The sequence below is a fragment of the Bifidobacterium sp. RTP21102st3_E2_RTP21102_210122 genome, assembly GCF_040916945.1.
GTDB classification, from domain to species: domain Bacteria; phylum Actinomycetota; class Actinomycetes; order Actinomycetales; family Bifidobacteriaceae; genus Bifidobacterium; species Bifidobacterium longum.
Map to the genome: position 1 here is coordinate 1 of NZ_JBCPAN010000010.1, position 22,468 is coordinate 22,468.

The 22,468-nt window shown below is 60.6% G+C and carries 8 protein-coding genes, 1 tRNA gene and 1 pseudogene; 1 reads left to right on the forward strand and 9 read right to left on the reverse strand.

The annotated features are described in order from the left end of the window. Window positions 1–186: pseudogene (locus AB5287_RS09700) on the forward strand (IS30 family transposase); the annotation flags it as partial. Here AB5287_RS09700 and AB5287_RS09705 read toward each other — a convergent pair. From AB5287_RS09705 to AB5287_RS09745, 9 genes are all read right to left on the reverse strand, one after another. After that, on the reverse strand, window positions 176–931 hold the full coding sequence (locus AB5287_RS09705) for a teichoic acid transporter (protein ID WP_347013356.1): 756 nt from the start codon (window positions 929–931) through the stop codon (window positions 176–178). The pseudogene AB5287_RS09700 and the gene AB5287_RS09705 sit on opposite strands and share 11 nt — an antisense overlap. 525 nt (window positions 932–1,456) lie before the next feature. Beyond that, entirely contained in the window at window positions 1,457–4,258 is a 2,802-nt protein-coding gene (locus tag AB5287_RS09710; RefSeq protein WP_032737531.1) for a family 43 glycosylhydrolase, read from the reverse strand. Between the two features lie 297 nt (window positions 4,259–4,555). Next, complete coding sequence (locus AB5287_RS09715) at window positions 4,556–7,081, reverse strand: family 43 glycosylhydrolase (protein WP_195606527.1); 2,526 nt, start codon at window positions 7,079–7,081, stop codon at window positions 4,556–4,558. 629 nt (window positions 7,082–7,710) lie between these two features. After that, window positions 7,711–7,784: transfer RNA gene (locus AB5287_RS09720), tRNA-Gly, on the reverse strand. Between the two features lie 178 nt (window positions 7,785–7,962). Continuing rightward, window positions 7,963–8,121 (reverse strand): hypothetical protein, encoded by a 159-nt coding sequence (locus tag AB5287_RS09725; RefSeq protein ID WP_229090422.1) that lies wholly within the window; start codon window positions 8,119–8,121, stop codon window positions 7,963–7,965. 44 nt (window positions 8,122–8,165) lie between these two features. Further along, window positions 8,166–8,702: a holo-ACP synthase gene (locus AB5287_RS09730; protein ID WP_195606526.1), complete on the reverse strand. Its 537-nt coding sequence runs from the start codon at window positions 8,700–8,702 to the stop codon at window positions 8,166–8,168. 555 nt (window positions 8,703–9,257) lie between these two features. After that, complete coding sequence (locus AB5287_RS09735; RefSeq protein WP_368221133.1) at window positions 9,258–18,776, reverse strand: fatty acid synthase subunit beta domain-containing protein; 9,519 nt, start codon at window positions 18,774–18,776, stop codon at window positions 9,258–9,260. A gap of 38 nt (window positions 18,777–18,814) precedes the next feature. Then, window positions 18,815–20,437, reverse strand: coding sequence for an acyl-CoA carboxylase subunit beta (locus tag AB5287_RS09740; RefSeq protein WP_007052982.1), 1,623 nt, complete (start codon window positions 20,435–20,437; stop codon window positions 18,815–18,817). Next, window positions 20,430–22,394: a biotin carboxylase N-terminal domain-containing protein gene (locus AB5287_RS09745; protein WP_007052981.1), complete on the reverse strand. Its 1,965-nt coding sequence runs from the start codon at window positions 22,392–22,394 to the stop codon at window positions 20,430–20,432. The genes AB5287_RS09740 and AB5287_RS09745 overlap by 8 nt, the downstream gene beginning before the upstream one ends. Window positions 22,395–22,468 lie beyond the last annotated feature (74 nt).

Consider the following 22,468-nt stretch of genomic DNA (forward strand, 5'->3'; position numbering starts at 1 on the left):
CTGCCCAAGGGAACCAGTTTCGAGGATCTCACGCAGGACGAGCTCGACGCGATCGTCGGGGAGATCAACGACACCCCCATGAAACTCCTCGGCTACAAAACGCCCAACGAGGTATGGGACGAGGAGATCGCCAGGCTACAATCGAAGGCAGCCAGCCCGAACACAAGCGTTGCGCTTACAAATTGAATCCGGGGACCAACGTCAGCAGGCCGCCAAACATCACAACAAGCAAAGCAATCGTCTCAATCACAAAAAATAAGATAAACGACGCCCAACTGCGCGTCAGCACATTCAACGGCGACTCTTTTTTAATCGTCACCAACAATCCCACCCACAGCACCGCGAAAACGGCAACGCCAATACCAACTGAAATAATGCCAAGATTCGCCGCATTCGCCAATGCCGACGACTCTCCGTACACCACATATGTCGCATACCAAAAATCAATTTTCAGAATGCACAGGCCGGCAATGAGTTGCTCCGCCGCCAAGCCAATCACAAAAACCGCGCCCCACAAGCGCCGATGGGCGTCAACAACCAGCAGACCAAGGCCGGAAACGGCAATTAGCGTCACCGTCCAGGCAACAAACGCGGCGCCGCGCGGCTCAAGCGCGCTCAAATTATCAAGCAGCCACTGCGTATCGTTCACCGCAATCGCACGCCCCCACCAATACGGCACCACAATGGCCGCAATCACCAGCAGCGCATAAGCCAGCCACAATGCAGGATGCGAGCGCTTACGCTCAATATCGGCCAGCGACAGCGTCGATTCGGGAATGGACGCCACCGGATGCTTGGAAACATCGTTATGTTTGGAAACATCGTTGGGCATGGGCGAAACACCATCGGACCGCGTATCGATTTCAGCCTGCACCTCACCGCTCGCCTGCTGGTCGACCGGCTGTTTCTCCACGCTGGAATTCACCGCCATCTACGTTTACCTCGCGTTCGTTGTTCGACGCCACACCTGTCTGCACAATGCGTCGTCTCATGCCGCGACGCCCATGCTAGGACGGTATTGTATCGTGAGTGCGCCATACGATAATGACATGGCGCCGGACATAACGCCGCAATACCTGATTTTCGCTAATCGCAACCATGCTTCGGCGGACGACATAAGCCATACATATGTTCATAAGGGCGAACCATATCCGAATTACTCACTCCGCTAACATCACCACATAACGGCAACATAGATACACAGCCATACTTGATATCAGGAGAACGCCGTCGATTCGAAATGAAAACTGCCAGCCGCCCACACACCAGCTCCTTTGTTTCCAAAATCGCACATTCTACGCCGATGTCATGCTCCACCATGTCTCACGCCGCGGTCTCAACATAACAGGATGGGTTGTACGAATCCACGTTGCCGAGCATTCGCACAACCCACCATTGCGACACATCACTGATTCCGCACATTCAATCGCTGCAACCAACAGGCTGCGGCGATATTTCAGCGCGAAGAGCGGCGTATCCGAATGACACTGATGCCAGCAAGCATCAGGGCAATTGCAGACAGCACCATCGGTGTTACGGACGAACCAGTTGATGACAGTTCAGATGAATTATCATCAGCAGTAGAAGACTGTTGCTGGCCGCCATCACCGGTCTGATCGCCGTTACCCGACTGGTTACCGTCACCGGTCTGATCACCACCACCAGGATTTCCGCCATCACCAGACTGACGGTCAACCGCCAATTGCGCGAGCTGCAAACTCAGTGCACGCTGCGGGGCATCCACCTCATTTTGCGTGGAAGGATCGGATGCCAACGCCTGCTTTGCCTTATCAAGTAGCGTGAGCATCTTATCCCACTCATCCATAGGATATTCCGCAGACTGCAGAGAGTCAGCCTGATCAATGGCCGAACGCAGCTTAGACGTATCCACAGCTTTGCCGTCAGAAGTCAACACGTCGCTCAAGTCATAGTAATCAAAATCGACATAACCACCCGTATTCTCCTTGGCGTAATTGAACAAGCCGATTCGATACCCCTTAAAGTGCGACAAGCTCCAATCGTAAGTCAGCGGCCCCTGCTCGTCGCCAAGCTTGGACCATTGCTTACCGTCCAGACTGTACCAATACTGAATCGTCAACTTACCACTCGCATTATCCAGTGTGTTGTCCGACTTGATCCACACATTGGTCGCATCATCTGGCAATGTCACTGTGCCGCCCGATACAAAGGCCTCTTCAGCGTCACGATCAATCGTATCGTCAACGATATTACCGTCCGCGTCCTTCACGCCATTGTCGTAGACACGCTTGACCACGCCCAACGTTCGCTGTCCATTTTCTTGACGCACAGCGGCATAGGCAAAACTACGGGTATATGTAGCGAGGCCTGCGGTGTCTCCATCCTTCATATGACTGACATCCATGTGGGTTTCCACAGACATGGATCCGCCAAAGGTACGCTGCGACAAAACGTTACGGGCGGTTTCAAAATATGTCAGGTCGCCATAAGTGCCTTTCATATATTTGGCCGTGGCGGAAACCTTGTGCCCATTGGTCAAACGCAACCAGCCTTCACGATCAGTGAGAGACCAATATCGGTTATCTGGATTATGTCCCCATTCCCATACCAAATCAAGATTCGAACCATTGGGTTGGTATTCTTCGGCGACCGGATATTCCTTCTCATCAGCAAGACCGATCAGGGAAATATCGTCGATGACGTAATCCATGCACGTGCCTTCCGCACCCCACGCGGTTTCGACAATGAGTTTGGAACCTTCCACATTAGCGTCGGATGGGATGGAGAACTCACCTGTGATAGTAGTCGTCTCCCCACGTTTCACTGTTCCTGTGGCCACACGATTAATTGTGCCGTCTGCATATTGAATCGCCACATAAAACAGGTGGGAAGTCACAGCCGATGAATCGACGCCGTCCATCTCATGGTCGTATCGAATCGTTGCACTGGCACGATATGTCACGCCCTGCTGCAATTTTCCATCCATAGATTGACCCGGGCCAGCGCCATTGTATTCGCCACGATTCGTCACAGCAAGACTCGTGGTTCCAGAAAGAGAACCATCCGTAATCGCGGTAAGCGTACCATTCCACTGAGGGGTCCACGATTCAGTCCCGTTTTCGAAATCGCCATTGTCCACCAGCTCGATTCCAATCAGAGAATCGTCAACCTGAGGAGGCTCCTCCAGAGTCCACCAATCCTGATCCTGATAAGACTGATGAGGCGCGTCATTATCAAAATCGTCCGAATTGACCAGGGAACGCTGGCGAACCAGATTCTCCAAATCAGCAGGCAAATCAATCAGTTTGTCGTAGGTGTCCGACGCGCTTACCTGATTATTGTCCCCAAACACAGGCCATCCGTCATCACCCCACGTTGCAGGAATCAAACCGGGAATACGTCCGGTCGGATATGTGTCTCGGAAGAAGAATCCATGCCAAGACGTCGTGCCATCACCGTTGTCGACTTCAACAAGGCTACCTTGTGCGAAAGCACCTAGATAATACTTTTTGGCTTCGTATTTGGAGCCATCAAGCAAATCAGTGGTGCGCAGCAGCATCACCGTACGACCGTCTTTGCCCCAGTAAATCGTTGGAGTATAGAAATAATCACCGATTTTGAAAGTCTGAGATCCTTCAAATCCGGTAGGAGTCTCACCAAGATCATCAGTGAACTGTTCGGCAGAGATGATATTCTCATGGCTCTCCACCACCGTGGTTAAATCATCGGACAGCCTATATTGGTTGACGCCGGAGATAATCCAAGGACTCCCTTGCTCATCAAAATACAATGACGGATCATGGAATCCCCGATTAAGGGCAATCTTCGTCCAAGGACCATTCTCAATATCATCGGTGTAGTAGATATAAGCGCCATTAAGGTTGTTCGTATTGAATAACACGTAGAAGCGGCCATTGTGATAGCGCAGCGACGGAGCCCACTCGCCTTCGCCATACGAGCTAGCTCCATTGCGCAAGGATGAAGCATCGCTCATAGAAATGCGATCATACACGTACGTGACTATCCACCAATTGACCAGATCATAGGATTTCATAATTGGAGATCCGGGACTGAGCTCCATAGTGGTACTCACCATGTAATACACATCACGACCGTCTTTGTTATTCGGATCGTCCTTCGACACACGAATAACACTGATATCCGGAACATCCGTGTTCAACATGGGAATGGAATACGTGCCATCACCGCTATCAGTCGTGGTGTAACTGCCATCCGATGGCGTTGAAGATGGCGTTGAATCATCCGCAAAGACCGGCATTGGCGCCAAAATCAACCCACAAGTCGACAACACCGCGATAGCACTAGCCGAAATTTTTTGTCGTAAATAATTCATAAGTCTTTTAACCTTTCATGATAAGCACTCAACATCGAGTGCGTATTCCAATAGCATGCCCGCACAAATCAGCAATGAATGACGATAAGACATTCCCGCATATGGATAAGTGATGGACATTACCACTGCCAAAACTTACGCTTGAACAAGTACCAGTTCTAGGTTTCATGTGCGGTCATCCCGAGGCTGCCGCTACGGGATGACCGCATTACCAAGAGGTAACTAGCGCATCTCGCGACGCACTCGCGCTACGATCACACCAGTGAGAGCCAAGCAAGCGACAATCACAGCACCAGGCAAGACAGAGGAACCGGTTTGTGCCAAATCCACGCCATCGTCATTGGAGCCGTCGGCATTGCCATCAGTGGAATCATCAGCCAGCTTCAGACCGGCACGTGCACTATTCAATGCAGCAAGCGCATCTTGAACCTGCTGTTCAGTAGCGGATTCATCCTGCAATACCGCCTGAGCCTTCTGCAATGCGTCAGCAAACACCTTCCAGCTCTCTTCCGTGTAATCGGAAGCGTTCAGGCCGGAATTCTCATTCACTGCGCTCTGCAAATCAGACTTGTCCACCGGAGTCGAAGGAGTTTCATCCTGCGACTCCGTGAAAGTGTACGTAGTGATGTCGTACAGCTCATCCTGAGCATTCGCACCACCATCGGATTTGAAGGAGAACACCACATGATGCACCCCTGTCACACCCTCAAGGGTGGTCGTGTAATCGGCGTACTCGGATCCATCACCGGCAGGAATCGAAATAGAAGCCACAGGTTCGGAATCCGGATCATCAAGACGAATCTCAAGGATGCCTCCGGCTTTGCCAGCTGCAGTCACAGTCAGCGAAGAGGCGCCGTTATTCCCGAAATCGACATTCGCCAAAGACGTCCACTCACCATTATTAATATTGCTGAGCTTCTGACCTTCGGAATTGTCTGTAGTCATATCGACCACGCGCACACCAGAAGTCAGGTCATATGCGTTCTGAATGCCGGAATCCCATGCAATGGTGGAAGCTGGAATGCCTCCATCTTGATACGCGTCCAGATTCTTCACCGAAGAGAGACCCTCATATGTCATTGCAATATCGTCAATGGAACCATCCTCGTTAACCGTAATCGGATCGAGATGAGTATTTCGGTAGCCATGCGCCGCGTCAAGATTACCGCCGTTCATCAATTCCTTTGCCACCGTTTGCGCATGGTAGGTCATATACCACTGGTCGCCAAGTTGAACCATCGCGTGATGATTGTTGCCGCCAACACCGAAATACGTGCTCGGATTCTTCAGAATCTCACCCTGATAAGTGAACGGCCCCATCGGGTTGTCTGAAGTCATATACGCGATATTGCCGTAACCGACCGTGTTACCATCAATTACGTTGTCATGGCTGAAATTAGTGCAATACGAGTAGTAATAAGTACCACCTATCTTGGCAATCCCGGAGTCCTCAAACATGGCAGGTGCGTCTATGGCCTGAGCCTCACCTTCGGTATGCAGCATGTCATCGGACAGTTTAATAACGCGAGCCGTGTTCGGATGTTCTTCCTCGCCTGTCGGAACACCACCTCCGTAATACAGGTAGCCCTGCCCGTCATCATCCACGAACACCGCGGGATCAAACAGCCAGACCACACCAGCGGATTCAGGAGTACCGCCCTTAATCAACAGCTCACCAGTTTCGTCCTTCCACGGACCAACAGGAGAATCCGAGGTCAGCACACCGATACCGCTGCCGCCATTGGCGAAATACAGGAAGAACTTCTCTTTACCGTTGATGGTCTTATGAGCGACGGCAGGAGCCCAGGAATTGCTGGCCCAGGTGGCCACCCCCTGTTCTCCAGCCACACGAATGTAACCCTCATTACGCCAATTGACCATGTCATCACTGGACAGAACATTGATGGTCTTTACTTGAGCGAACGAATTGTCCTTGATCTGCCCAGTACTGTCATATTCATAGTCATAATTCAACGAGCCATCAGCATTCACAGAAGTGCCATCACCCGTAGTGTAGATATATACGCGTCCGTTGTATTCCATAGCCCACGGATCGGCGCCATACCAATAATCGATAATCGGGTTTGAATAGTCGCCGAAAGCCTTGGCTGCCGTTGCCGTACCCGTAGTCGGCGGCACGAATGAGGAACCAGAATCCGAACCGGTTACGGAAATGTCGTCGACAATGAAGTCGGCATTGCTCGTGCCATACTTGTTTTCAATCACCAGCGAGGGACTGGTGAAATCACCACTACCACCTAACGTTCCAGTACCTGAAATTTGTGTCCACTCACCCGCTTTCGCCGTTCCGGTCGCAATCTGGTCACATCCGGAACCATTACCCGAACAAACAGTGATATTGAATTCACCGTCTTCCGTGGCCTTGACCCACATACTTCCGGTATATGTCTGTCCTTTTTCCACCTTGCCATCAAGAGACTGGATTGCACCAGCATCAGAGGATGTACGATCAGTAACGCTCAAGGCGCCACTGCCACCATGCACATCATCCGCAGTGACGGCAATGGACGATGCGGAGCTATTCCACACCGTTCCAGACTTCCAACCATTAAGATCGTCTTCGAATCCGCCGTTGACGACCAATTCGACGGGTTCATCGGCCGACGCCGCAGTCACTCCGATAGTCGCTGGAAATACAGCCCCCATGCAACACAGCACGGATGCAGCCGCAGCAGCAACCACACGACCGGTTTTCCTTGTTTGCAATATGTGAATGTTAGAAACCATTCAGTTCCCTTTCCTGAATGATGGAGGGCGACTCCCCCCCCATCATTTTTTCTTCGCCGCACAATCGAATCCCACGTTGGTTACGACCACATCGCGGCTCATTGCAAAGCCATGCCAGAGGAACGTCCCTCAAGGGCAGCCACGCAACAGCCATTGTATACATGAGCGCATTTCACTCGCGATCGTCCTTGATAACAAATTGATAACGATATGCACAATGAAAATAAGTTCACATAAACGCAACGCAACACATCAAATATGACAGTTTCATATGCCAATTACACACTTTGCATAACATATTTCAACAAAGAATGGAGACGTACAAGCGAACTCATCTGATGCCACCACTCATCGCCTATAAAGCTGGCGTGTCGCGCCACAATAACATCACAGCCGATAAAACGACACCCCGAAGTTGAGACTCATTCAACAATGCGGCCAGCTTAGACACACAACCAACGCTTCGCTTCATAGCACCGAACATTGATTCCAGCACAGTCACGACCATCTTCTTTGAAGGCAATCGTGTTTACGCGACGCCCATGCTAGGACGGTATTGTACCGTGAGTGCGCCATACGTGTGCGCATATGAGAAAAGGCGAAAGCCGTTGCGACTTCCGCCTTTGTAGTGGAGCGGATGACGGGAATCGAACCCGCGTAATCAGTTTGGAAGACTGAGGCTCTACCATTGAGCTACATCCGCGTTAAACGTCGCTTTTGGCGACTTGAGTTATTATACATATTTCTTCGGGGATGGCAAACGCGTGTGGCTGCAGCAGGACCAGCCAATCTAGTTGATGGATTGCGGCTTTGCCGAGGACTCCCCTCAGCCGCCTACGGCGACAGCTCCCTTCAAAGAGGGGAGCTGGAAACCGTCGAAATCACAAATGGATGAGCTGGGACTCGTATGGTTGGAGGTCGGCGCCCATCGCATTCAGAATCACGAACCAGCAGTTTTCGGGCAGCGAGTCGAGCTTGTCGATCCGGTTCTTGAGCAGGCGCACGTCGCGGCTGGTGAGCGCGCCCCACAGGTTAACCATGATGGAGACGTTGTACAGCATGTAGCACTCGGGGGCCTCGGGCGCTATTCCACAGAAATCGTCACCACCGCGGAGGCAATCGAACCATCGTGGCTCAGGGAAATATGGATATGCGGCATCGACCCCGCACCGAGAGTCGAGCGCTGCGCCGAACGCGCATTCCGCCGCTCCTGCATCACTGCATAAGGCCCGTTATCGGAAGCAGAGGAATAGCGAGCGCCGGCAGCCGAATTCGCGTAATCAGTTTGGAAGACTGACGCCGCCCCCTTACCCAGAGACACATGCGGCACACCACGGGAATCGTCCAAGATCTCGATTTCAGGCCACGGGAAATTATCAAGCGTGAACGGATAGGGGGCATCGCCAAGATAATCGCACCAGGCTTTGAGGAACGCCTCCTTGCCCGCCCATTTGGCGGCCAGATGGACGGCCTCCCCGTCATTCTTCTGGCGCGCGCGGTCGGATGCCTGCCGCACCTCACGCACGGAGAACAGCGCACGCATGCGAGACCCCGGCTCCGCCAACTGTTCGGCGAATGCGGCCACATCCACCACGTCATGCCCCAAACCACAAGTATTCATGCTTCCTATTGTGTACCGCTTCGCGCGTAATCTCTACACCTCATCAGAATTGGGGCCTGATTTCCATTTCAGGGGGAAAAGATTCACTATGCTGGATGACCTCGCGCAATACCGCAAACATCTTGGGCTGGCTGCCTAGCCGTCCAAAAACATCCGCGCCCCGCCCCGGAGGTCTATCTCCGTTTCGAGGGGCGGATTTTGACCGTTCCGGAGGTCTACTTCCGTTTCAAGGGGCTGGTCATCCTCCATACCACGAGTATCCGCAGCATAACGCCAACGCCATTCCGCCGTTTTTACGCCTTGTCTACTTGGGCAACAGCCCCTTGAAACGGAAGTAGACCTCCGGCGAATGCCAAATCAGCCCCTTGAAACACAGAAAGCTCACTCCGAGGGAGGGGCTTTCGTATGTTCTGCATATTTCTCTCACTGAGTTTGTGCCAGCGAGAAAGCTCCAGGGAAACTCCCCTCACCCGCTTCGCGGGAGCTCCCCTCAAAGAGGGGAGCCGAGATCCGGTGCGCTACTGGCTCCCATCAACCGAGGGGAGCCAGAGAATATCAGGCCTCGTAGTAGCCGTCGGCACCGAGGCGGGCGTCCGGGTTGAGGAGCATCGCCTTTTCGACCTCGTGGTGGTCGTAGCCACGGTGATCCTCGCGGAAGCGACGGTTGTCGATCGGCTCGTAGAGCGCGGCGCGACCCATCATGCCTTCCTCAAGGTGACGCTGGCCGGCAGCCAGGCGGGCGTTGGCACGCTCACGCCAAGCTTCCAGTGCGGCCTCACCATCGGCCTTGGCCACGGCCGCCTCGAAGGCACCCGGATGGACCAGAGCCACGAAGCCGGAAACATGTCCGAAGCCGAGCGAGGTGGCCAGACCGGCCTTGACCGGGCGACCAGCGGTCTCGCGACCGAACTCGTCCTCACCACCGCCGATGCGCAGGGGCTTCCTAACCCAGACCATGTGGTCGTCGCGCTGGAGCTTCGGATCCACGCAGTCGAGCGCCGCGTTCGCCGGAATCACGCCGGACTTGAACAGCTGCGTCAGACCGTTGACCTGGAAGATGCAGGCACCACCCTTGGCGTGGCCGGTAAGCGTCTTCTGCGAGATCACGAACAGCGGGTTGCCGTCGGTGCGGCCGATGGCGTGGGCCAGCGTGTTGTGCAGCTCGGATTCGTTCGGGTCGTTGGCGTTGGTGGACGTGTCGTGCTTGGAGACCACGGCGATGTCGTCGGCTGAGACGCCGAGCTTAGCCAGGTCGTGCACGAGCTTGGAGTCCTTGCCACCGAGGCCGGCAGCCAGGGCACCGAGGCCCGGAGCCGGGATCGAGGTGTGAGCACCATCCGCGTAGGAGTGGATGAAGCCGACCACGGCCGCAACCGGCAGGCCGAGCTTTTCGGCGATGTCACCGCGGGTCACGAGGATCGTGCCGCCGCCCTGGGATTCCAGGAAGCCGCCACGGCGACGATCGTTCGCGCGGCTGAAGAAGCGCGCGTCGATACCCTTGCCATACATTTCCTCCGAGTTGGCGGTGGCGTTCATGTTGCCGAAACCGATCACGGATTCCACGCCGATGTCGTCGATCGCACCGGTGACCACGAAGTCGGCCTTGCCAAGGGCGATCTTGTCGACGCCCTCTTCAAGGGAGACGGCCGCGGTGGCGCAGGCGGAGACCGGCTGAATCATGTTGCCGTAGCCGCCGATGTAGGACTGCATCACGTGAGCCGCGACCACGTTCGGCAGGGCTTCCTGCAGGATGTCGGTCGGGATCTCGTGGTTGAGGAAGCGGTCGAGGTACAGCTTGCGCATCGACATCATGCCACCGAAGCCGGTGCCCTGGGTCGAAGCCACCAGCGAGGGGTGGATGGACTCGAGGATTTCGGCCGGGGTGAAGCCGGCGCCCAGGTAGGCGTCCACAGTGGTGACGATGTTCCACAGGGCGATCTTGTCGACGTCGCCGACCATCGAGGCGGGAATGCCCCATCGGGTCGGGTCGAAGCCCTTCGGGAACTGGCCGCCGACTGTGCGGGTCATGGTGGCGCGGCGCGGCACGCGGATCATCGAGCCGGCGTGGCGGGTCACGTTCCATTCGCCGGATTCCTCATCCGGGGCGATGGTGGTGTGAGCCTCGTCCAGCTTGACGTATTCGGTGGCGACTTCGCGGGTGGGCACAGAGAAGGTGACGTCGTGGTCGAGGAAGACCTCGGCTTCCTCTTCGTCAGCACCGTCCTTGTAGTCGTTGCCCATGCCTTCCTCGAACGGGCGGATGCCGGAGCGGGCCACGACCTCGTCGTGGTAGCGCTCGGCGATGTCCTCTTCGGGCACGAGGTTGCCGTCGGTGTCGTACCAGCCGGGCTTCGGGCTGTCGGCCCAAGTCAGCAGGCCCATGTTCCACGCAAGTTCGAGCACTGCGCCGGCGCTCAGGTCGACGGTGCCGTCCGAGTGGATGCCGAGTTCGGCCTGGGCGCGCGTACGACCGGAGCCCCACGGGCCCAGCTCACCGACGGAAACGATGACGATTTCGTCTTCCGGCTTGGCGGTGACGTTGGTCCAGTCGTTGAGGTCGACCGAAGCCTGCTTGGTGACGATCGGTGTGGGCAGCGCCTTGATTTGCTGCCCACGCGAGGAGTCGGACAGTCCAGTGGACCGTCCGGCGACGGAGCCATCCGTTTCCTGAGACGAGGCCGCAGCAGCTTCCTTCTCGGCGTCGGCCATGGCCTCCGCACGCAGGGCCTTGATGTCGATGGGCTCGGAGCCGAGGCCACCGGTCAGGTCCACATCGAGCGGGGCCTTGAGGGCCTGCTCGCGCGATTCGGCAGTGCACAGGTCGAGCAGCTTGGCCGCAATCTGTGCGGTGGAGTAGGTGCGGATGCCGTGACGTTCAACGACGGCGACCAGCGGGTCGTTACCGCCCATCAGGCCGGTGCCACGCACCCAGCCGATCTTCGGGTGAGCGAAGGTGACGCGGCTCGACCACACCTTTTCAGCGCGGGCACGGTTGACGATGGCGTCAAAGGCGCTCTTGACTTCGCCGTAGGCACCGTCGCCGCCGAATACGCCGCGGTTCGGGGAACCGGGCAGCACCACGTGGAGCTTGTGCTGCACGTTGGTGTCGGCACCGATGTGGCTGAAGCCGGCGATGGCGCGTTCCACGCCCCACAGCATCAGTCGGGCCTGCGATTCGAACAGGTCGCCGGAGTCGGCGAGCGTGCCATGGACCGGCGGAGCGGCGAACGGGAAGAACAGGGTCGGCTCCCACGCGGGCTTCAGAATCGTGGTGGTAGCACCGGAGGTCTTCTTCTGCTCGTGGCCCACCCAGTCGACCAGTGCGTCGACGTCGCGGTAGCTGGAGAGGTTGGCCGGAACCAGCCACAGCTTGGCGTTGCCGGTAGCGTGCTCGCGGTAGGCCTGCTTAGCCCAAGCCTTAATGGACGGCTTGAAGCTGTGCGAGGTGGCCACCACAGTGGCACCGCCTGCGAGCAGGCCTTCGACCACCTGAGCGGCAATCGAGTTCGGGCTCACGCCGGTGACGATGGCGATATCATTCGCGTAACGGGAGGCGTTCTTGTTGGACGCAACCTGTTCGAGGGCCTCGGAGCCGGCCTTCTGGAAGACGGCCTTGAGTTCTTCGCTCTCCGACTCGTTGGCGAACCACTGGGCTTCGGCGGCGATGGTCTTGCCAAGGCCGATGAAGCTGCCGTTCAGGGCGGCGGGATCGTTGTCGTAGTAGGCGCGGGCGAGGTCTTCGCGGGCGGAAGCCCACCGATCATCGAAGAGGATGGCCTTGTTGGCGTCGAAGCGCGGAGCGACCTGCTTAGGCCAGTCGGAGCCAAGTTCGGCTTCAACCGCGGCCACGACGGCGGCGTTCTCGTCCTCGGATTCTTCCGGAGCCGGAGCGGCCACGCCGAGCTCGTTCAGCACGAAGCGGGCGGTGGCGGCGAGCACGCCGTTGGAACCGGTGACCTTCTCGGCGAAGGCGTCGAGCGCGGCGGAATCGACCACAGCGCCACCAGCGGCACCACCGGCGGACGGCAGGGCCACGGCAACACCCTTGAGCTGGGCGACGACCTCAACGGCCGCATCAATCAGCTTGTCGGCTTCCGGCTTGTTCTGCACGGCGGCGGTGGGCAGCTTGGCCAGGTCGCCGCCACGGGAGCTGGCACCCTCGCGAGTGTCGAGCAGCAGTGCGGCGAGCACGCTGGCCACCCAACCTTCACCGAGCTGCCATACGTTGGTCACGCGGTCGCGGATGTACTGCTGCTTGACGCCGGCGGCACCGAACAGCGAGCGCAGGCGGTCGCGCAGCGCCTCGGAGAGCACGGCACCGAACGGCTTGTAGTTCGGGGCGGCCTTGTTGACGATTTGGGCGAGCTTGTCGAGCGTCGCTTCAGCAGCACCGTCCACGCTGGCGACTCCCAGCTCGGAGCTGATGTCCATGAGCAGCTGGTTGCGGCGAGAAGAGACACCGTTGGTCAGGGTGTCGGTGGTGTCGTTGCTGCCGATCTGGTCGAGACGCACCTTGGCGGAGTAGGCCATGAGCACGCCGATGGCATCGGAAGCCTTGAAGGGCAGGTCGGCGACGGCGGCACCGGACGGTGCGCCAGCCGCGGCCTGCCCTGATTGCAGGCCGCGCGAGGAGTCGGACAGTCCAGTGGACTGTCCGGCGACGGAGCCATCCGTTGTCTGAGCAGCCTCAGTCACGGCATTTGCCGGAGCGGCACCGGAACCGAGCTTGGCAACGGCGGAACCACCGGCAGGAGCGGTTTCGACCGGGGCCGAGGCCGCAGCCTCTTCCGGCTCATCGTCGGGAACCAGCGAATCGGTGTCGGTCATGTAGACGCGGCCTTCATCGCGGCCGACGTTGTAGACGACCGTATCGTTGCCGGCGAACTCGGGCAGATGCAGGGTCTTGGCACCGAGGTTGGCCAGGGTCGGGGCGTTGCCGAGGCCGACTTCGACGTATTCTTCCACGCCGAGGCCGCCCTGTTCGCGCTGACCGAAGAGCAGCGCCTGGGTTTCAATCCAACGCACCGGGGAGGCGAACTGCCAGGAGAGCAGTTCGGTCAAGAGCAGACGGCCGAGCTTCTGGTCGTCATCGGCGTAGGAATCCCACACGGCCGGGTCGTCGAGCGCGGCCTTGATACGCTCGGACGGCACGACTTCGAGGATCTTGGCGGCGAATTCCTTGGTCATCTCGAACGGGGTGGCCACCAGGTTCGGGATGTAGCGGTCCACCAGACGGCCACGGTAGTCGATGTAAGCGGGAAGCAGCGCGTCGAGCTTGTCGCGGAATTCCGGCACGCCCTTGCGCAGCAGTGTGGAGTGGAACGGCACATCGATGCCGGGCACCAGCATGAACGCGGGCTTGCCACCGAATGCGGCCACGCGGCGGGCGGAATCGGCCTTCAGGGCCTTGAGTCCGGCGATCGTACCGGCGATGGCGTACTGCTGGCCGGCGAGGTTGTAGTTCACGATCTCCAGGAATTCGCCGGACGCCTTGGCCACGGATTCCACGTATTCCTTGACGTGCGCGTCGTCCACACCGAACTGGTTCGGGCGCAGGGCACCCATGCGGTAGTTGGAGCGACCCTGTGCGTCACGCTCGATGAGGTGGTGCATGGTGGAACCACGGTGGAACACGAGCTCCAGCACGGTTTCCAGCGGAATCACGTCGGCGAACGCGGACAACGCGTTGTATTCGCCGAGCGAGTGGCCAGCGAAGTATGCAGGCCAGATATCGGCGCCGGCTTCGCGCAGACGGGCGGTCTGGGCAAAAGCAACCGTCGCGAGCGCCACCTGCGTGAACTGCGTCAGGTTGAGCAGGCCTTCGGGGTGACGGTAGGTCACGCCGTTGGCGGTGAGCTCCTTCGGGTTATCGCGCACGAGGCCCAGGATCGAGAAGCCGAGCTTGGAGCGGGTGAGCTTGTCGGCGCGCTCCCACACGTCGCGGGCGGCGGCGGACTTGGCACGCTCGTCCAGAACCATGCCCTGCTTCTGGATGCCCTGGCCGGGGTAGACGAAGGCGGCGCGCGGTGCGCGGACCAGTGCGGTGCCGCGGGAGACGAGCTGGCCGTCGATACGGCAGGTGACTTCGAGGGTCATGCCGCCGTGGCGCACCTTGCCGACGCGCTCGACGGAGATTTCGACGGTGTCGTCAAGCTGAACCATGCCGTACATGTTGTAGGTCCAGCCGGCAATCTCGTAGTGGGCATCCTTCTCGTCCAGCGCCTGCACGGCGTGCTGGGCGGTGGCGGACAGCCACATGCCGTGCACAAGCGGAGCGGCCAAACCGGAGATGCGAGCGCCACGAGTGGAGGTGTGGATCGGGTTGAAGTCGCCGGAAGTGCGGGCGAAGGCGGTCATGTCGTGTGGGGCGACGACCTTCACGCGGCGCAGCAGACGGCGCGGCGTGGGCGCGATCTCCTCGTGCTCGGCGTCGCCGAACTCGGGGGCGTCTGCCGGCAAAGCATCGGAGTAGACGCGGCCGCGGATCGCGAAACGCTCGGTTTCGCGGGCAAGCAGCGTGCCGTCGGCAGCGGTGTGGGTCACGTGGATGGTGACCACGCGGCCGGAGGCGGACTCGAAGTAATCCTCAGCCCAAGACTTCAGGGTGATGGTTTCACCGGTGTGCTTAAGCAGGTCCTCCTCGTTCACCTCAAGTTCGATGAGGTGGTCGAGGTGGACGGCGTTGAGCAGGCCTTCAATCACCGGGTAGCCCTTGACGTACACGGAGCCGAGCGCCGTGTAAATCGCCGGCCAGGCCGGGCCGACCAGCGCATCGGGAGCGATGCGGCTGGGCTGCAGGGTCGTCGGCAGAGCGGCGCCGGTGGCCGCTTCGTGGTCGAAGCCGAGGTTGGCGGAGAGGGTGTAGGCGGCGGTGGCGGTAGCAAACGGACGCTCGTCAGAGGTCTTGCCGTCAAGCTGCGGCATCTCGGTGAGCTTGTCGCCGGTGATGGCGGTGTTGCCGATGCCTGCGGTGGCGGCGAGCATCGCGTAGACGTCCGGAATCAGGCGTTCGCGGTCCACGACCGGCACACGGCCGGGCTCGGTGCCTTCCACGATGAGCGGGATGACGATATCGCGCACGGCGTGCTTGGAGGTGCCGCCGTCCGGGTCGTTGTCCCAGTAGGTGTCGAGGTGGATGTCCAGATCGTACTTGCCGGCCGCGGCGTCAAACGCGCGGATCTCGTAGTACTGGTCGCCCAGGGCGGTGCCGTAGGCGGGGTTGTCGGTGATGTGGCCGACCCAGGAGATGTTCGGGGACTTGCGGATGAAGTCCTCGGCGCTGGTGGCCTCGCCGAGTGCGGCGAAATCGTCGTTCTCAGCGGCATCGGCGGCCTGCTGTTCGTCCTGCACGCGCTTGATGGCGGCGGTTTCGAAGCGGCCGAGGATGTCGGCGATCGGCTCGTCGATGGTGGTGATGCCGGCCACGGAGATCGGGCCGGGGATGGCACGCACGGAATCGGCGGAGTAGCGCTGGTCTTCGGACTGCCAGAGCTGGTCCTGACCCCACCAACGCAGCAGGTCGTTGTCGATGACGGGCACGAACGGCATGGGCTTGGGGTATTCGCGCACGAGCACCGGGAACCAAGCCACGTCGGCCGGAACCACCTTAAGTTCGGCGGTCTGCGGGTAGGCCAGTGCGAGCTTTTCGAGTGCGGGGGCCGGATCGGCGAGAATGTCGTCGTGGGTCAGCAGGTCAGCGGCAGCTGCCTCTTCAGCAGAAACGCCATCAGCGGCGAACAGCTTGGAGGTGAATTCGCCGGAGTCCGTGTCGTTCACACGGGCTTCGATGCGCTGCAGCAGGTGCTGGAAGCGGTCGGCGTAAGTCGGGTCGGCCCACGGGAAGGCGAGTTCGGCGAAGCGCCGCGCCCACTCAAGGTAGGTCATGGAGGCCAGGTCTCCGAAGTAAGGCTTGGCGGTCTTGTTCAGGGCTTCGATGATTTCCTTGCGGCGGGAGTCGAGCTCTTCGGGGTGCTTCATGACGCGCACGAGCAGACGGCCGCATTCGGCGGAGTCGTTCTCGAGCTCGTAAATGTCGGCGTGCAGGTGGCTCAGGCCGGAGGACATGCCGCCGACGGACTTGCCGGACGGCACCCAGTGGGCGGCCTGCGGGGCGAACACGTCGTCGGACTTGGCGTCGGCCGGAATGCCGGGCGTCTTGACGAGCAGCTGCTTGACTTCGGGGCTGGTGTGAGCCTCCTTGGCGGTCATCGCGGCGGTACCGATAAGCACACCGTCGACCGGCATGTCGGGCAGGCCGTAGGCGTGGGCCCACTGGCCGGAAATGTAGTCGGCAGCGCGTTCAGGGGTGCCGATGCCGCCGCCGGCGACCAGCACGAGGTTGTCGCAGGCGCGCACTTCGGCGTAGGTGGCGGCAAGCAGGTCATCCAGCGCTTCCCAGCTGTGGTGGCCGCCGGCTTCACCGCCCTCAACCTGAACCATGATGGTGGTGGGGGCCACGGCCTTGGCGATACGCACAACCTGGCGAATCTGGTCAACGGTGCCGGGCTTGAAGCTCACGTACGGCAGGCCGTCAGCCTGCAGGTTCTTGATGAGCTCCACGGCTTCGTCCAGCTCAGGGATGCCGGCGGAGACGACCACGCCGTCGATCGGCGCGCCGGATGTGCGCTTCTTGGGCACGATGCGGGAGGAGCCGAACTGCAGGTTCCACAGGTAACGGTCCATGAACATCGCGTTGAATTCGACCGTGCGGCCTTCCTCCAGCTCGTCTTCGAGGGCAGCGATGTGGCGGTCGAATACTTCGGCGGTCACCTGGCCGCCGCCGGCGAGCTCGGCCCAGTAGCCGGCGTTGGCCGCTGCGGCCACGATTTCCGGTTCCACGGTGGTGGGGGTCATGCCGGGCAGCAGCACCGGCGGCTTGCCGGTGAGCTTGGAGAACTTGGTGACCAGCTTGGCGCCGGCCGGGGTGTTGATGACGCGCGGGGCGAACGCCTTCCAGTTCTGGGTGCGCTCAGGCTCGCTTTCCAGCATGGAGAGCGTGGAGCGCTCGGCCAGCGTGGTGGCTTCGACCACGCCGATGCCGGTGCCCTGCACCACGTTGCCGATCAGCTTGCCGAGCGTGTTGCCGGGGCCGAGGTCCACGATCCACAGCTTGGACGGGTCGGCGTCGTCGAACAGCGCCTTGACGCGGGCGTTCCAGTCCACGTGGTTCAGGAGCACTTCCTCGGCGAGTGCACGGGTGCGCTTCTGGTCGAAGCCGCAGGCGCCGGCCCAGGCCACGGTCTGTTCGACGGCGTCGGCCATGAGCGGCGAGTGGAAGGGCAGGGTGACCTCAAGGTATTCGAGGGTCGGGTTGAACACGGTGCCGCCGTGGAGCTTCTGCTCGCGCAGCTTGGCCTGATGCTGGTGTTCGCGCTCGGCTTCGAGGGCGAAAGCGGCCAGGTCTTCCGGGTAGCCGGACAGCACGTGGTGGTTGTCGGAGTTGGTGACGGCGATGGAGATCGGGCCGCGAGCGTTGTTGACGCGGGCCACCAGAGCCTCAACCTGGGCGCGGGTGGCGCCCTTGACGGAGAGCATCGGGCTGGCTTCGCCATACTTGGGGTTCAGGCCCAGTTCGCGCACGCGGCGGGTTCCGGCGGCGCCGATCAGGGCGGCCACGGCCAGAATCTCGTTGAGGGTCTTGCCGGCGGCCTCGATGGAGCCGGCGGCCTCGATGGCGCGGGTCATGTGCACGGCGAGCACGCCCTGGGAGTGGCCGAGCACGGCGAGCGGCTTGGCCTGGGCCACGCTGTAGCCGAGGTGTTCGAGGTCGAGCAGGGCGCCGAGCTGGGTCAGCGCCACGCCTTCCACGGACGCGGTGGCGTCGGCTGCGGCGCCGAGGCGTGCCGGGTTCGGGGCGAAGCCGAACAGGTCGACCGGACGGCCGGTGGTGGCCAGCAGGTCGGCGGCGACCGGGGTGAGCAGTCGGCCGGCTGCGGCGACGTGGCCGCGCAGGGCCTCGTCAAGGCTGGGATCGGTGGTCTGGTCTGCCAGGGCTACCGGCCACGGGGTGGACTGGCCGGCGAAGGCGAGCGCATGGGGCTCGGTGGCTAGGCGATTGAGGAAGAAGGTGGTCATTGCTTTCCTTACTTGTGTTTGGTTGACGTCTTCAAAAATCAGAGGGGCTGGTTGCCGTGGTGTTTGGTGGTGCGCTTGACGCGCCGCTTGGTGGCGAGCGTGGCCAGCGATTCGACAATCACCTCACGGGTCTGTTCGGGGTCGATCATGCCGTCGATCTGCCCGATTTCCAGTGACAGGTTCGCGTTGACGGTGCTGGTCTCGTACTCCTTGATGTACTTGGCCCGCAGCGCATCGACGTCCTGTCCGGAGGCCTTGGCCTTGGCCAGGTCGTGGCGGTGGATGATGTTCACCGCGCCGGCCGCGCCGAGCACCGCGATCTGGGAGGAGGGCCACGCGAAGTTCAGGTCCGCGCCGATGGCCTTGGATCCCATCACGATGTACGCGCCGCCGAACGCCTTGCGCAACACCACGGTCACCATCGGTACCTGTGCGTTGGCGTAGGCGTAGATCACCTTGGCGCCGCGGCGGATGATGCCGGCGTGTTCCTGGTCGGAGCCGGGCTTGTAGCCGGGCACATCCACGAGGGTGACCACGGGCAGGTTGAACGCGTCGCACAGGCGTACGAATCGGGCGACTTTCTCGGACGAGTCGACGTCCAGGATGCCGGCGAGCACGTTCGGCTGGTTCGCCACGATGCCAACCGGCTTGCCGTCGATGCAGGCGAAGCCGACGAGCGCGGAGGCGCCAAACAGTTCCTGCACCTGCACGAATTCGCCGTAATCGACGATGCAACGAATCACTTCGAGCATGTCGTAAGGCTGACGTTCGTTGGTGGGCACGATGGTGGCAAGTCGCTTGGCGGTCTCGCGTTCGGCGCGGGTGACGGCGTATGCGTAGACCGGCGGCTTGCTTTCGCTGTTGGACGGCAGGTAGGCGAGCACGGTGCGCGCATAGTCGATGGCGTCGGATTCGTCCTCGCCGAGGTAGTGGGCCACGCCGGACACCCGGTTGTGCACTTCGCCGCCGCCGAGGTCGGCCATGGAGATGGTCTCGCCGGTCGAGGCCTTGACCACGTCCGGTCCGGTGACGAACATGTTCGAGTTCTCACGGGTCATGATGATGAGGTCCGTCAGGGCCGGGCAGTAGACGGCACCGCCGGCGCAGGGGCCGAGAATCAGGCTCAGTTGGGGCACGAAGCCGCTGGCCTCGCAAGTCTTGCGGAAGATGCGACCGTACTGGGTCAGGGCGGCCACGCCCTCCTGGATGCGGGCGCCGCCGGAGTCCACGATGGCCACGATCGGCACTTTGAGGTCGATGGCCATGTCCATCAGTCGGCAGATCTTCTCGCCTTCGGCGGTGCCGAGGGTGCCGCCCTTGACGGAGAAGTCCTGGGCGTAGACGGCCACTTTGCGGCCGTAGACCTGGCCGAAGCCGGTGATGACGGCCGCACCGGCGTTGCCGCCGGCGATATTGCCGCCCTGGAAGCGGCCGATCTCCTCGAACGTGCCGGTGTCGAAGAGCAGGTCGAGGCGTTCGCGCGCGGTTTTCTTGCCTTTGGCGTGCTGCTTGTCGCGGGCGCGCTCTTCGGCGGCGCGGGCCAGTTCGGCGGCCTTGACCACAGCGGTGCGCAGCGGCTGGTGGGCCGAAGGCTGTGCGGCGTTGGCGGCCGAGGCCGCAGCCGCGGCCTTCACGGCCTGCGAATCCATGATGTCAGTCATTGCCACCCTCCTTCTTGGCGTCGGTGGCCTTATCGGCTCCTTCTGACGAGGGAGCTGTCGACGCAGCCGCCTGAGGGAGAGATCCCGGCGCAGCCGCAGCAGCCTTGGCCTTGCCGGCGTTCACGTCCAGCGTGACCAGCGTGTCGCCGGCCTCCACGCCGTCGGCCGGGCCAACGAAAATCTTCTTCACTTCGCCGGCGGCCGGCGCGTACACGTAGTTCTCCATCTTCATGGATTCGAGCACCACCAGAAGGTCGCCCTTGGCCACTTGCTGGCCTTCGGACACGTTGATGCGCGTGACCACGGCCTGCATCGGGGAGGCGATGACGCCGGATTTGGCGCCGTCGTTGGCCGCAGCGGCACTGGAGGCCACGTTGTGCAGTCCCGCACCGCGCAACGGCTGGGTGGGTCGCTTGGCACCGCGGGCGCGGGCCGAGCCGGTGATGTTCTCCACGATGTCGAGTGGCACGGTGAGCTTGACGCGGCGGTTGTTCATCTCGATGACGAACGTCTCCGACTTGGACTTGTCGGGCGCGGCCGGGGCAGCGGCACCCGGGGCGGCGGCCAAGGAGGCCGGCTGGCCGGAGGCGGCGGAAGCCGGTGTGCGGTTCAGGTACGTGCGCTCCAGCCACTTGGTGGACACAGCGAACGGGTGGCCATGCTCGGCGGTGAAGTCATCGTTGCGGAAGATTTCCTTGAACAGCGGAATCGGCGTGGGCACGCCTTCGATCACAAGCTCATCGAGCACGCGGCGCACACGGGCCACGGCGTCGAGACGGTTCTGGGCGGTGACGATGACCTTGCCCATCATCGAATCGAACTTCGGGGAGATGGTGTCGCCCTGTTCCACACCGGTATCGATGCGCACGCCGGGGCCGGCCGGCCACTGGATCTTCTCCAAGGTGCCGGAGCCGGGGGTCAGGTTGGTGGCCGGGTCTTCGCTGGTGATGCGCAGTTCGAAGCTGTGGCCGCGCAGTTCGGGGGCGCGGGTGAGCTCGCCGCCGGCGGCGATATTGAGCTGTTCGCGCACCAGGTCGAGGCCGCTGACCTCTTCGGAGACGGTGTGCTCCACCTGCAAGCGCGGGTTGACTTCCAGGAAGTACACCTTGCCGTTCGGGGTCACCATGAATTCGCAGGTGCCCAGGCCCACGTAGCCGACCGTGGTGAACAGGCGGCGGGAGTATTCCTCGAGCGTGCTGATGATTTCCTCGGACAGGAAGGGCGCGGGTGCCTCTTCCACGAGTTTCTGGTTGCGGCGCTGCAGCGAGCAGTCACGGGTGGAGTACACGGTGAAGTTGCCGTGCGAGTCGCGCCCGGACTGGGTCTCGACGTGGCGTGCCTTGTCCACGAACTTCTCGATGAAGTATTCCTTCAGATCGCCGCCTTGCAGCGCGTCGTGGTTCATGTAGAAGCGGCGCAGCTCCTCGTCGTCATGCACCACGGTGATGCCGTGGCCGCCACCGCCATCAGTGCGCTTCATCATGATCGGGTAGCCGTGGGTGTGTGCGAAGTCGAGCAGCGTGCGCACGTCGGTCACCGGTTCGGACAGGCCGGGCACTGGCGGCACTTTGGCGCGTAGGGCCACGCGGCGGGCGGTAATCTTGTCGCCCAAATCCACCAGCGCAGTGTGGTGCGGGCCCACCCAGATGGCACCGGCATCCTCGACCTTCTGCGCGAAGCTCGGCACTTCGGAAAGGAATCCGTAGCCGGGGTGCACGGCATCCGCACCGGTCTTGTGCAGGATGTCAATCAGCAGATCTTCGTTGAGGTACGTGTCCTTGTAGGTGTCGCCGGAGAGCAGGTATGCCTCGTCGGCCATGTCCACATAGCGGCTATTGCGGTCCTGTTCGGAGTAGACGGCCACGGTGGAGATACCCATCTCCTTGGCCGTGCGCACCACGCGAAGCGCAATCTCGCCTCGGTTCGCAATCAGCAGTTTTTTGACGATAGAAGCCATAGTGTCAAATTGTGCTCTCTATATAGAGGAGAGGGCAAGCCGCGTTCACACAAAAGCTTTCACGCCCTTTTGTA

Bases quoted from the DNA above. Each gene is read 5' to 3' on its own strand.
- AB5287_RS09710 (WP_032737531.1), bottom strand. From the start codon at position 4,258: ATGCCGGTCTTTGCGGATGATTCAACGCCATCTTCAACGCCATCGGAT.
- AB5287_RS09705 (WP_347013356.1), bottom strand. From the start codon at position 931: ATGGCGGTGAATTCCAGCGTGGAGAAACAGCCGGTCGACCAGCAGGCG.
- AB5287_RS09735 (WP_368221133.1), bottom strand. From the start codon at position 18,776: ATGACCACCTTCTTCCTCAATCGCCTAGCCACCGAGCCCCATGCGCTC.
- AB5287_RS09745 (WP_007052981.1), bottom strand. From the start codon at position 22,394: ATGGCTTCTATCGTCAAAAAACTGCTGATTGCGAACCGAGGCGAGATT.
- AB5287_RS09725 (WP_229090422.1), bottom strand. From the start codon at position 8,121: ATGGTTAACCTGTGGGGCGCGCTCACCAGCCGCGACGTGCGCCTGCTC.
- AB5287_RS09740 (WP_007052982.1), bottom strand. From the start codon at position 20,437: ATGACTGACATCATGGATTCGCAGGCCGTGAAGGCCGCGGCTGCGGCC.
- AB5287_RS09715 (WP_195606527.1), bottom strand. From the start codon at position 7,081: ATGGTTTCTAACATTCACATATTGCAAACAAGGAAAACCGGTCGTGTG.
- AB5287_RS09730 (WP_195606526.1), bottom strand. From the start codon at position 8,702: ATGAATACTTGTGGTTTGGGGCATGACGTGGTGGATGTGGCCGCATTC.